Source organism: Hymenobacter seoulensis, from assembly GCF_054780535.1.
On sequence record NZ_BAAGWD010000001.1, the window covers coordinates 1201201 to 1213588 of the forward strand.

Annotated in this window: 11 protein-coding genes; 7 read left to right on the forward strand and 4 right to left on the reverse strand. The window is 55.4% G+C overall.

Features of this window, described 5'->3' with window-relative positions:
- The first annotated feature begins 608 nt into the window (after positions 1-608).
- The 4 genes from argB to ACYVHC_RS05165 all read left to right on the forward strand — a co-directional run bounded on the left by argB (position 609) and on the right by ACYVHC_RS05165 (position 5014).
- Positions 609-1391: an acetylglutamate kinase gene (argB, locus tag ACYVHC_RS05150; protein ID WP_460612592.1), complete on the forward strand. Its 783-nt coding sequence runs from the start codon at positions 609-611 to the stop codon at positions 1389-1391.
- Positions 1379-2449, forward strand: a complete 1071-nt coding sequence (locus ACYVHC_RS05155) for a M20 family metallo-hydrolase (protein ID WP_460612593.1) — start codon at positions 1379-1381, stop codon at positions 2447-2449. The genes argB and ACYVHC_RS05155 overlap by 13 nt, the downstream gene beginning before the upstream one ends.
- A 177-nt stretch (positions 2450-2626) precedes the next feature.
- A complete protein-coding gene (argH, locus tag ACYVHC_RS05160) occupies positions 2627-3934 on the forward strand; it encodes an argininosuccinate lyase (RefSeq protein WP_460612594.1) in 1308 nt (435 codons plus the stop codon).
- 549 nt (positions 3935-4483) lie between these two features.
- Complete coding sequence (locus ACYVHC_RS05165) at positions 4484-5014, forward strand: TetR/AcrR family transcriptional regulator (RefSeq protein WP_460612595.1); 531 nt, start codon at positions 4484-4486, stop codon at positions 5012-5014.
- 245 nt (positions 5015-5259) lie between these two features.
- On the opposite strand, the gene ACYVHC_RS05170 is transcribed toward ACYVHC_RS05165, so the two are convergent.
- The gene (locus ACYVHC_RS05170) at positions 5260-5478 is read right to left on the reverse strand and encodes a hypothetical protein (protein WP_460612596.1); all 219 of its coding nucleotides are present in this window, start codon (positions 5476-5478) and stop codon (positions 5260-5262) included.
- Positions 5479-5568: 90 nt separating this feature from the next.
- Positions 5569-6963, reverse strand: a complete 1395-nt coding sequence (gene lpdA, locus ACYVHC_RS05175; RefSeq protein ID WP_460612597.1) for a dihydrolipoyl dehydrogenase — start codon at positions 6961-6963, stop codon at positions 5569-5571.
- Positions 6964-7199: 236 nt separating this feature from the next.
- On the opposite strand from lpdA, the gene ACYVHC_RS05180 reads away from it, so the two are divergent.
- Entirely contained in the window at positions 7200-7940 is a 741-nt protein-coding gene (locus ACYVHC_RS05180) for a tetratricopeptide repeat protein (protein WP_460612598.1), read from the forward strand.
- 139 nt (positions 7941-8079) lie between these two features.
- On the opposite strand, the gene ACYVHC_RS05185 is transcribed toward ACYVHC_RS05180, so the two are convergent.
- Positions 8080-9321, reverse strand: coding sequence for an NAD(P)/FAD-dependent oxidoreductase (locus ACYVHC_RS05185; RefSeq protein WP_460612599.1), 1242 nt, complete (start codon positions 9319-9321; stop codon positions 8080-8082).
- Between the two features lie 135 nt (positions 9322-9456).
- Between ACYVHC_RS05185 and fabG the strand changes: the two genes are divergently transcribed.
- Positions 9457-10206, forward strand: coding sequence for a beta-ketoacyl-ACP reductase (fabG, locus tag ACYVHC_RS05190; protein WP_460612600.1), 750 nt, complete (start codon positions 9457-9459; stop codon positions 10204-10206).
- Positions 10207-10364: 158 nt separating this feature from the next.
- Positions 10365-11033, forward strand: a complete 669-nt coding sequence (locus ACYVHC_RS05195) for a C40 family peptidase (RefSeq protein WP_460612601.1) — start codon at positions 10365-10367, stop codon at positions 11031-11033.
- Positions 11034-11039: 6 nt separating this feature from the next.
- Here the strand turns inward: ACYVHC_RS05195 and ACYVHC_RS05200 are convergent, their stop codons facing one another.
- A complete protein-coding gene (locus ACYVHC_RS05200; protein WP_460612602.1) occupies positions 11040-12314 on the reverse strand; it encodes a TonB family protein in 1275 nt (424 codons plus the stop codon).
- Positions 12315-12388: the final 74 nt, after the last annotated feature.

A 12388-nucleotide genomic window follows, 5' to 3' on the forward strand; every position in this document is an offset into this window, starting at 1 on the left:
TTGGTTGCCTTGGTATACGGCAACAGACTCGGAAAGACGGTAAGGGAGGAGCTAGAAGCGCTGAGTGCGGCTATGCCGCTGCGCTGCCACCAGCGAGGCGGCTGGCGACGAAAAGAGCCCAGAAAAGCAAAGGGAGCCGGTTTACCAACCCGCCGAAGCGGAACAGTTAAGCAAAAATCGGCGGGGGAAGGCGCACTAGGGCTTACACTCGTGTCAATTCGTTGTTCGTAGAAACTTTCTTCAGTAGGGCGCTTAGGTTGTGGGCCCTTTCGTCGGTTTTTAACGTGCTAAAAACCCAGACGAGATATTGCATGCCAGCGCTTAAGCTGGCATTGTTCGCACGACCAAATTGGGCCGTCGCAGAAGCGCAATAGAAGAGAGACGAATCATGAAGACTGCCGTAAGGCGAGGGAAGTGTTTCTGCGGTTTAAAATGAATAGGACCGCTAAATCGTTGCAAAACTAGATGTTTTTTTTCGGAAACTTTGTCGGCCCGCGGGCAAAAATAGTTGCTGCCTAATGTATTCATTGGGTAGATAGTAGCCGAACAGAAAGTCCGTTTTGGCGCTGCGTGCCCTACTAAGCCGCATTTTACCTCTTCCGAAAACCATGCGAGAAGGCCTAAAAATTTTTAAGATTGGCGGCGGCATCATCGACGATGAAGCGCAGCTAGGCCACTTCCTGACGGAGCTGGCCCGCTTACCCGGCCGAAAAATTCTGGTGCACGGGGGCGGTAAAGGCGCCAGCCAGATGCTGCTGAACTTGGGCATCGAACCTCAAATGGTACAAGGCCGCCGCATCACTGATGCCGCTACCCTGGACATTGTGACCATGTTCTACGCCGGCAAAACCAACAAGCAAGTAGTGGCGCTGCTGCAGGCGGCCGGCGTGAATGCGCTAGGCCTGTCCGGCGCCGATGGCAACGCCATCCGGGCCGTGAAGCGCCCGGTAAAGGATATAGACTACGGTTTTGTAGGAGACTTACCCGAAGGCAGCATCAACACCACGCTGCTAGGCCAGTTGCTGCAAGCGGGCATCACGCCCGTGTTCTGCGCCATCACGCACGATGGCCTAGGCCAGTTGCTCAACACCAACGCCGACACCATTGCCAGCACCCTGGCCCGCGCCCTGGCAGTGGCCTACGAGGTGGAACTGCACTTCTGCTTCGAGAAGGACGGTGTACTGTCCGACATCAACGATGAGCAGTCGGTGATTCCGCAGATTGTGCCGGCGCAGTACCAGCAGCTGAAAGCCGAGGGCATTATTGCCGCCGGTATGGTACCCAAGCTGGATAATGCCTTTGCCGCGCTGGAAGCCGGGGTAGAGCGCGTGGTGATTGAAAACGCGCTCAAAATCAACGAACCCGTGAAAACTGTACTATGCCGGAGCTAATCGAGCAGCTGACTGAGGATGCCATTGAGCTGCTGCAGGAGCTAATTCAGACGCCCTCACTCTCGCGGGAAGAAGACCAGACCGCGGAGCTAATCTTTCGGTTTCTGACCTTCCACGGAGCCCACCCGCGGCGCGATAAAAACAACGTCTGGGCCGTATCGAAGCACTTTGATGCCGCCAAACCCACCATTCTGCTTAACTCCCACCACGACACCGTGAAGGCCGGCAACACCTGGACTTACGACCCGCTGGGTGCCGAAGTGGAAGGCGACAAGCTAATAGGCCTAGGCAGCAACGACGCCGGCGCTTCGGCGGTGAGCCTGCTGGCTACATTCCTGTATTTCCATGAGCGCACCGACCTGGCCTACAACTTGATCTGCGCCATTACAGCGGAGGAGGAAGTTTCTGGCGTGAATGGTATCCGGAGCGTGCTACCCCAGCTAGGTCACATTGACCTGGGCATTGTGGGTGAACCCACTCAAATGGATCTAGCGGTGGCTGAAAAAGGCCTCGTAGTGCTCGACTGCGTAGCGCACGGCCGCACTGGCCACGCCGCCCGTGAGGAAGGCGAAAATGCCCTCTACAAAGCCGTGGCTGACATCCGGTGGTTCGAGCAATTCCGCTTCCCGGATGTCTCGCCGCTGCTGGGCCCCGTGAAGATGACTGTAACCCAGATTCAGGCCGGCTCCCAGCACAACGTGGTGCCTGACCGTTGCACCTTCGTAGTAGATGTGCGTACTAACGAGTGCTACTCCAACTCGGAAGTAGTGGAGCTAGTGCGCCAGCACGTTACCTCTGAGGTTACGCCGCGCTCCACCCACCTCAACTCTTCCCGCATTGACCTAAGTCACCCTCTCGTGCAAAGAAGCCTAGCGCTGGGCCGCCGCACGTTTGGTTCAGTTACCTTGTCCGACCAATCGATGATGCCCTTCACAACGGTGAAGATTGGTCCTGGCGACTCGGCCCGCTCCCACACACCCGATGAGTACATCCTGCTCAGTGAAATCCGGGCAGGCGTACAAGGCTACGTAGCTTTGCTCGACGGGCTGGAGTTGTAGGATTCCAATGTCTAGTTCCCCTCCTCAGATGAGGAGGGGTTAGGGGTAGTTGACAATCGATGAACGATTAACTACTTCTAGTTTACTAGCTCTAAAAACCATTCTAGGCCAGTTCAACCACCCCTAGCCCCTCCTCATTTGAGGAGAGGAACTAGACTTTAGCTTAACATCAAACGCATGAAAATCTGGAATAAAGGCATTGCTGTCGATAAGAAGATTGAACAGTTCACTGTAGGCCGCGACCGGGAGCTGGATATGTATTTGGCGCAGTTCGACGTGCAGGCTTCTAAGGCCCAAGCCAACATGCTGGCGAAGGCCGGATTGCTTTCGGAGGAGGAAAACCAGCAGCTCCAGCAGGGCCTCTCAGAGCTGACCGCGCAACTCGAGGACGGTACCTTCACCATTGAGGAAGACTTCGAGGATGTGCACTCCAAAATCGAGTACTACCTGACGGAGAAGTTCGGCGACGCGGGTAAGAAAATCCACACTGCTCGCTCCCGCAACGACCAGGTGCTGACGGCTATCCAGCTGTTTCTGAAGGACTATACGGAGCGTGCCGCCGCCAAAACGCTGGAGCTGGTGCAGGTGCTCCTGCAGAAAGCCGAGACGCATAAAGAAGACCTGATGCCCGGCTACACGCACTTCCAGGCGGCTATGCCCAGCTCCTTTGGGCTGTGGTTTTCTGCCTATGCCGAGCACCTACTGCTGGACCTAGCCCTGTTTGAAGCGGCCCACACCGTAGCCGATCAAAATCCGCTCGGCTCGGGCGCCGGCTTTGGCAGCAGCTTCCCTATCGACCGCCAGATGACGACTCAGGAAATGGGTTTTGGCAACCTGGCCGTAAGCAGCGTGGGCGCCCAAATGCTGCGCGGCAAAACGGAAAAAACGGTAGCGTTTGCGTTGGCTGGAATGGCCGCTACCCTCGCCAAAATGGCCTACGACCTGGTGATGTACAACTCACAGGACATGGCCTTTGTGGAGCTGCCCAAGGAGTTTACTACCGGCTCCAGTATCATGCCCCACAAAAAGAACCCCGATGTGTTTGAGCTTATTCGGGGGCGCTGCAACGCCCTGCAGGCCCTGCCTAACACGCTCATGCTAGCCACCAGCAACCTGCCCAGCGGCTACCACCGCGACTTCCAGATTCTGAAGGAGCTCCTCTTTGAGCCCATGACCCAGTTTCTGGACATCCTCGACATCGTGCTGTTTGCCCTGCCTCAACTCAAGATTAAGCCTAACCTGCTGAACCAGGAGAAGTACGACGCCGTGTTCACGGTGGAAAACATTAACCAGCTCATCCAAAGCGGTACCCCCTTTCGCACCGCCTATAAGCAGGTAGGCCTAGCTGTGGAGGATGGCAGCTACGTGCCCCACAAGGAATTCCACACCACTCACTTGGGCAGCGTACATAACCTAGGCCTAGAGGAAATTCAAGAGAAGGTGCAGCGTTTGCGGGAGAAGAGTGGGTTGTTTAAAGCCCGATAGCCTTCCTCAAGAAGGCATTTCACTGCCACTAGCCAACGTTTTCTAAATATTTTTTACTCAACTGTATACAATGCCAAAATTTTGAACAATTAAGCGACTCACTATAAATCAAGCCATTGCACGCAGTTACATCATTGGTGAGTGATTACTTACAAAGAAAAGTGAGGCAATACTTACTGTTTTATAAAATCCTTGTGTAAGTTTGCTCTCGCTATCAGATAACGACTCCCACTAGTTATCTGAAAGACAATTCCCACGCCCTGTTTACCCGAATGTATTCCCACCCTCATTCGGAACCCTTCAAAAACTACGCGACCTTACCCCCGGTACTGTTGCATGCCGGTTTTTGAATCCCACGTAGCCGGCCGATTTGGTACTCCCAAATCGGCCGGCTTCTGTTTTAGGAGGCCCTGCCCGTGAACAGTGGGCAGCAAGGAATTTGTAAAAAATAGCGTGTATTCGCTCACTGAACCCGATCTTGCAGTGTTTCTTCTGCGAATAAGAAGGCGTACTACTAGGCCTAGGCCGTTAAATTGAACTTGTCTGGACATGACGAACCGCAAACAGCACATTGCAGAAGTAGCATTGCAGCTATTTGGGGATAAAGGCTTTGAGAACACCTCTACGCAGCTGATAGCTAAAGCTGCTGGAGTTTCAGAAGCACTAATTTTCAAGCACTTCGGCTCAAAAGACCAACTCCTGGAGTTTGTAATCCGCAATGGATACAAGCGCATAATTGAGGATAACCGGGGCGGACTGGCAGAGCAGGACCCGTTGGCCTTCATCCATAGTGTAATTGAGCTTCCCTTTAAGCTAGTACAGGCGGAGCCGCACTTCTGGAAGCTCCAATACCGCTTGGCCGACTCAGAAATGGCCCGACAGCAACATGAGCGGTTCATGAAACCTGTACCTTCTCTGCTGCGGCAGGCATTTCAGAAGCTTGACTATGCGGACCCAGAAAAGGAAACGGAATTGCTGCTGCTGCTGGTAGAGGCCCTCTGGAAAATGGAAGCCACCAAAACTGAAGACCACGGCCGCGAAATGCTGGACTTCATCAAAGGCAAGTACCAGGCGCAATAAGCCCCAAGACCAGGCTTTTGATTCTCCTGGCGGCATGCTTGGTCTAGCGTAAACTTGTGGCAGGATCTCGCGGGTTGATGTTGCAGTGCTAACCCAACAATGCGAGGCAGACGCCTTGCCCCTGTGATGCGCCGCCAGGCCGACAGAGCAGTCTTGAATTCTGAGACACAGCCTACTAATGAAAAAGCAGAGCCTCAACTATATGCTAGTTAAGGCTCTGCTTTTTTGTATCAGAAAGGCCACTTCTATTTACTGTCCTGCTGGCGGAAGAATTTGAGTAGCATCAGGAAAGGTGAAAGCACTACCAAGCCAAATCCAATCAATCTTGCTACCCCTAGAAAGGAAGCAAACCACGCTGGTAAAGTACCAAAGTGACTAAAGGCCCAAAAAGATGCGCCTGTATAAAGTGCGAAGCCTAGGGTGCCTAAGATAAACAGAACCGTGTAAGAAGGGAGTCGGGGCATAAAACGAAGCCGAGGTAAGCACCAAACATACAAAAAGCCCTTGACCACAGCTGTGGTCAAGGGCTTTTAAACCTATGTACTTCTGTTTTCCTACAGGTGAATCACCTCGCCGTACGCGGCGGCAGCGGCTTCCATAATGGCTTCCGACATGGTGGGGTGTGGGTGCACTGACTTAATGATTTCGTGGCCGGTAGTTTCCAGCTTGCGGGCTACCACCACTTCGGCAATCATTTCCGTTACGTTGGCGCCAATCATGTGGGCACCTAGCCACTCGCCGTACTTCTTGTCGAAGATAACCTTAACGAAGCCATCCTTTACGCCGCCAGCGGAGGCTTTGCCGGAGGCCGAGAAGGGGAATTTACCTACCAGCACATCGTAGCCCTGTTTTTTGGCTTCGGCTTCGGTGAGGCCTACCGAGGCAATTTCCGGCGAAGCGTAGGTGCAGCCGGGAATATTCTGGTAGTTGAGCGGCTCGGGGTGGTGGCCTGCAATTTTCTCAACGCAAATAATGCCTTCGGCGGAGGCTACGTGCGCCAGTGCGGGACCGGGCACAATGTCGCCGATGGCATAGATGCCGGGCACGTTGGTCTGGTAGAAGTCGTCGACGATGATGCGGCCTTTCTCTACTTTGATGCCGAGCTCTTCGAGGCCGAGGTTTTCGAGGTTGGTCACCACACCCGCTGCCGAGAGCACCACGTCACATTCAATTTGCTGGTCGCCTTTGGCCGTTTTAACGGTTACGTTGCAGCCTGCGCCGGTGGTATCCACTTTGGTTACTTCTGCGCTAGTCAGCACATTTACGCCAATTTTCTTGAAGGATTTCTCCATCTGGCGCGATATTTCTTCGTCCTCTACGGGCACAATGCGGGGCAGATATTCCACTACCGTTACCTCGGAGCCCATGGTGCGGTAGAAGTAGGCAAACTCAACGCCAATGGCGCCAGAACCTACTACCACCAAACGCTTCGGCAACTCCGGCAGCACCATGGCCTGACGGTAGCCGATGATTTTTTTGCCATCAATGGGCAACGCCGGCAGCTCACGCGAGCGGGCGCCAGTGGCCAGAATGATGGACTTAGCTTCAACGGTTTCTTTACCACCGTCGGCTTTCGTTACCTCTATCTTACCGGCCGCCAGCAGCTTGCCGGTGCCCATAATGGTATCGATTTTATTCTTTTTGAACAGGAAGTTGATGCCCTTGCTCATGCCATCGGCCACGCCGCGGCTGCGCTGGATTACGGCACCAAAATCGTAGCCAATACCATCAGCCTTCAGACCGTAGTCGGCGGCATGGTTAAGGTATTCAAATACCTGGGCGCTTTTGAGCAGGGCTTTGGTAGGAATACAGCCCCAGTTGAGGCAGATGCCACCGAGCGACTCACGCTCTACTACGCCTACTTTCAAGCCTAGCTGCGAAGCCCGGATGGCGGCTACGTAGCCGCCGGGGCCGCTGCCGATAACGACCAGGTCGTATTGCAATGCCATGTTGTGTTCGGTTGAAGGTTAAGAAGGAAGGGGCCGCTGGCAGCATCGGGCTAACCGGCGGGCGGGCAAAGATAGGCAGGCCGCGCTACTCTGCCACCGTGCCCGCACTTGGCTTCTCATCTGGCCCCGACAAAATTATGGCTTCGCACTCAGCCGTTGCCAGAACTTGCCCGTACAAGAGCCATTGCCTGATTTGGCGTAAAAAGTACCGCCACATTTTCCTCTCTTTGCTTTACATGAGAACACCCATACTTTCCGCTTTAGCCGGTGCTGCCCTCTTCTTGCTTACTGATTGTGCCCGCAGCACAACCGAAGTGGAACGGCCTACGTCCTCTAGCCTGAATAGCGCCCGCGAAACAGCTGTAGCCCGCGCCGCCGATTCTATAGCCCGGGCTACTAGCCCCGATATTGTGCCAACTGGTACGGAAACCCCTACCCTACCCACGCCCGTTGAGCCAGCGGCCCGTAAGTCAAACGCCGACTACCGGGCGGAAATCCGGACGGCGGATGCCACCCTTAAAGCCAAGCCGCGCGATTTTGATGCTCTACTAGCCCGGGCAAAAGCCAAAAGCCACTTAAAGGAATATAAGGAAGCCGTAACGGACTATAACCTAGCGTTGCGCCTGAAACCTACTAGCCCTGAAGCCTACTACAACCGGGGGCTTAACCGCCTGAAGCTGAAAGAATACAACGCCGCCATCGTCGATTTTGGCAAGGCTATCAAGTACAACCCCGAGGACAAGGAGGCCTATTTCGGCCGGGGCGCCGCCAAAATGCAGCTTTTCAACTTTAAGGGAGCTATACCCGATTTCACCAAGGCCGTAGCCCTCGACCCCGCGTATGCCGATGCGTACGAGTACCGCGGCATCAGCTACGCCTCCATTAACAAGCCCGACGAAGCCAAAGCCGACCTGGAGAAAGCCACCCAATTGAACCCTGAGGCCGAAAAAAGCCTGCGCCGGTACACAGGTAAGTAACGAGCACCGCCGCAAACAGGCTCTGCTTCATTGTACTAGCCCCCGATCAAGCCCAAACCCCTACCGGGAGTTAGAGCTTAATCGGGGGCTAGCGGTTTGGAAGCAAACTGCACCTAGTATATGGGGCAGCTACATCGCCTTAGCGACCCAGAAGCAGCTTTACGTAGAAGCTGGGCTGCCGGAGCCGCTCGCGCAAATCCAGGTCGAGAAACATGTTGCTGATGGTTTCGGCCAGGGTGGGGTTGTTGGCGGCGCGGTTGGCCACGAAATTGAACAGCCATGGGTAGCTGAGTAGGCGTTGCATGGCCCGGCTTAGGCGCAGTTCCTGCCACAAACGGTTGTATACAGCGCCATCATATCCTTTCAGAAACTCGGGAGTGAAGTTCTGTGCTGTAAGAGCGCGGCCAGCCCAGTCAGCGGCGTGGCGGCCCGATACCATGGCGTGGCTGATTCCTTCTCCTGAAAACGGGTCGATAAGGGAGCCGGCGTCACCCAGTAGCAAGTAGCCCGCACCCGATAACGAACGGCGACGGGAGCCCAGCGGCAACCCGAAACCCCGCACCGGTCCTAGGCGCTCAGCAGTAGCAAACCGGTCTTTCAGGGCCGGATGCGTGTGTAGCAATTCCTCCAGCCGCTCCCGCAGCTTCACTTTCTTTTTGGATACGGCTTCCGTGAGCATGCCCACGCCCACGTTGGCCTCGCCGTTGGGCAGCGGAAACACCCAGAGGTAACCCGGCAGAAAGTCTTTGATGAAGTGCAGCTCAATGAAATTATCAGGGTGCAGCCCGGTTACGCCGCGGTAGTAGGCGCGCAGGCCGGCGCAGTGGTGGGCCGGCTCCAGTTCGTGGCCGCCAATAAGGCGAGCAAAGCTGGATTGAGCCCCGTTGGCCACTAAAAGCAACCTAGTCGTCACGATTTCCTCGCCATCAGGGCCTAGTAGGCGCCACCGGCCATCGGGCAACTGCTCGTGGCGGGCTACGTCGGTGTTTTCGCGGAAGTCGATTTCGGGCCGGCGGCGCACTTCTTCAATCAGGAAATTATCGAAGTGCAGGCGCTTGCTGATGTGGCCGGCGGAGCGGTCAGAGGCGGGGTTGTACTTTGGTTTGAAGGGCACAGCCAGGCGGCTACCGTTGGGAGCGTAAAAGTCGATTCCCCAGCTTGGGAGCTGAATGGGTTCGGCGGCCAGGCGGTCCGGCAGCTCTTCGCCAATGCGGCGCAGCTCACTGATAACTTTCCCGCTCAGGGCATCGCCACACACTTTGTCGCGGGGAAAGGTAGCGCGGTCGAGGAGCAGGCAAGAGTGGCCGGCGTTAGCCAGGTGCAGGGCGGCCGTGGCCCCGCCGGGGCCGGCACCCAGAATACAGATTGCAATGTCGGGCATAGACGCGACGAAGATACGAGCCAGAAACGGTTGGCGGTATAGCTCCTCTATATGGCCTAGCACCGCGCCAACAAGTTTGGGTTTGCGCCCGCCAGAGGGCTAGTGAGAGTGCCCTTTCTTACTACCTTCGCCTTCATGACGAAACTGCTCGACGGAAAAGTGGCCCTCATTACGGGTGCTTCCAAAGGAATCGGCCGCGCCATTGCGGTGTATTTCGCCCAACAGGGCGCTCAGGTAGCCTTCACCTACCTCTCCAGCGTGGAGAAAGGCCAGCAGCTGGAACAGGAGCTGGCCGCCCACGGCACCAAGGTAAAAGGCTTCCGCTCCGATGCTTCCATCTATGCCGAAGCGGAAAAGCTGGTGGATGATGTAGTAGCGGAGTTCGGCAAGCTCGACATCCTAGTAAACAACGCCGGTATCACGCAGGATGGCTTGCTGATGCGCATGAGCGAGCAGCAGTGGGACCAGGTAATTGCCGTGAACCTGAAGTCGGTGTTTAACCTGACTAAGGCCGCTACCAAGCCCATGATGCGCGCCAAAGCGGGCAGCATTATCAACATGACGTCGGTGGTAGGCATCAAAGGCAACGCCGGCCAAACCAACTACGCCGCTTCCAAATCGGGCATTATCGGCTTCACGAAGTCGGTGGCCCTAGAGCTGGGCTCGCGCAACATTCGCTGCAACGCTATTGCACCGGGCTTCATCGAAACCGAAATGACCGATGCCCTCGACCCGAAGCAGGTAGACGAGTGGCGCAAAGCCATTCCGCTCAAGCGCGGCGGCACCCCCGACGACGTAGCCAAAGCCACTGCCTTCCTCGCCTCCGAAAACTCAGCCTACATCACTGGCCAAGTACTGCAGGTGGATGGCGGCATGCTGACCTAGGCTAGTGCCGAGGCTGGCCTACTATGATACAATAGAACGTTCTGCTGAGCGCAGCCGAAGCATCTCTACCGGAGCTAATCAAAGAAGTTAGCCAGAGGTAAAGATGCTTCGACTGCACTCAGCAGGACGTTCTTTTATGTTTCCAATCCTGTAGTTATATGCGTCGCTATCTGTTAGCTATTTTTCTGCTGCTCGCCGTTTCACTAGTAGCGTATCCGCGTCTGCAACGGTATGTGACACGGTACCAGCAGCGGCAAACGGCACAGGCGGCAGTAAGTGGCATTGCCGGAAAGCTCCACAACGGCGACCTTATTTTCCAGACCTCACAATCGGCCCAAAGCAAGGCCATTCAACTCGCCACGAACTCACCGTACAGCCATTGCGGCATTCTGTTTCAGAAGAACGGCGAGTGGCGCGTGTTTGAAGCCGTGCAGCCCGTAAGTGAAACCTCACTGGAAGCCTGGACAGCGCGCGGTCTAGGGGGTAAGTTTGTGGTAAAGCGCCTCCGCGACGCTGCAACTGTACTTACGCCCGCCGTCCTAAAACGCCTGCAAGCCGCCGGCGAGCAATACCGCGGCAAGAACTACGACCTGTACTTCGGATGGTCAGATGACCGAATCTACTGCTCGGAGCTACTCTGGAAGATGTACCAGCAAGCCACTGGCCGCGAAATCGGGAAGCTCCAGACGCTGCGCGAGTTCGACCTGAGCCACCCCGCCGTGCAAGCCAAATTGCAGGAACGCTACGGCAAGCACATGCCCTTAGGTGAAAAGGTTATTTCGCCGGTCCGGATGCTGGAAAGTGAGGAACTCGTGACGGTGCAATAAGGCAACTTATTTGCCCGCGCCTGCGGCAGCTTTTTCAAACGAAAAGGGCAAGCTCATCCGAATTTCGTGGTCTTCGCCGGCCGTATTGGTAAAGCGGGCTATGCGCATGACGCGTTGCGCTTCTTCGTCGCAGCCGGACCCGATGCCTTTCACTACCAGCACGTTTCGCGGAATTCCTTGTGGATCAATGACCATTTGCAGGACCACTTCGCCGGAAACTTTGCTTTTTCTCGCCTGGACAGGGTACTTTAGTTGAGCAACCAGCGCGTCGTAGCCGCCAATCAACTCTACCGGCGACTGATGCTCTTCAGTAGTCTGTGGCGACAGATACAACTCCGGTGGGTTTGGGTTGTGTGTAGGGCTAGGAACTTGGTAGACGATACCATACTGTTGCAAGTAGTGTTCTAGAGGCGCCATACCAACTTTGGCCCGACGCAGGTTTACGTTGGGCTCGTCCTCAATAGGATACAGCTGTTTTCGGCCATCAGCAGTTACTCTATGCTGTGAGCCATACACTTGCTTTTCGCCTTTTTCCGTCTTTACTCGGTCAATCAGAAGGCCAAGTGCCGACCAGGATATATCCCCACGGTCAGCGGCGGCCGTCAGCAAGGGCAGATACTTTTCATCAGGATTATGCTGAATGACAAAGAACGCTACCTCTTTCTGATACTCTCCGACCATTGCTTTCCCCGGATAACCATGGCGTGTAATAAGGCTATCTACCTGACGGATAAGACGGAGGTCAAGGGCATCTTGCTGCTGCATTGCCACTTTAGCAGCTGTTGAGTTGGGCCCGTACTGGCGGTCAGCGGCCGCGGCAATTTGGCGGTAATGCTGATCCTGATAGTGCATTCTCTCCAGCAGTGCCACTAGCGTCTGCGTAAAGCCTGCTTCGTGCCGTTGTTGTTTACGGCGCGCACTAGCCAGCACTTCTTTCCAGCCGCGCTGGTTGCTGAGGGCTGCGAAGGCCGCATCTGCTTGTATTTCCTGCTCTCGGAAGTAGCCTTTCGAAACGGCCTGCCCTAGCAGCTGAAGCGCCACTTTGGGCTCTTGATTTTGGGCAGCGGCTTGGGCGGCTTGATAATAGGTGCGGGCGGTACCGGGCTGCAGCTTCAGGGCTTGCTGGTAGGTAGCGCTAGCGGCCGCATACTCCTGTCGTTGCAGTTGCTGGCTCGCAACTGTTACCAGTTCGTTTGATGACTGTGCTTGAACCAAATGCCCTGCTGGGCTACCCCATGCCAGCGTAAAGGCAGCCAGTGCCTTGTAAAAATAATTATGCATCACTTCTAAGGGATAAAGGCCAGCTAGGGCGTTCTGATTACTAACTCGGCGAAGCTATCAGTTTTTTGTATATC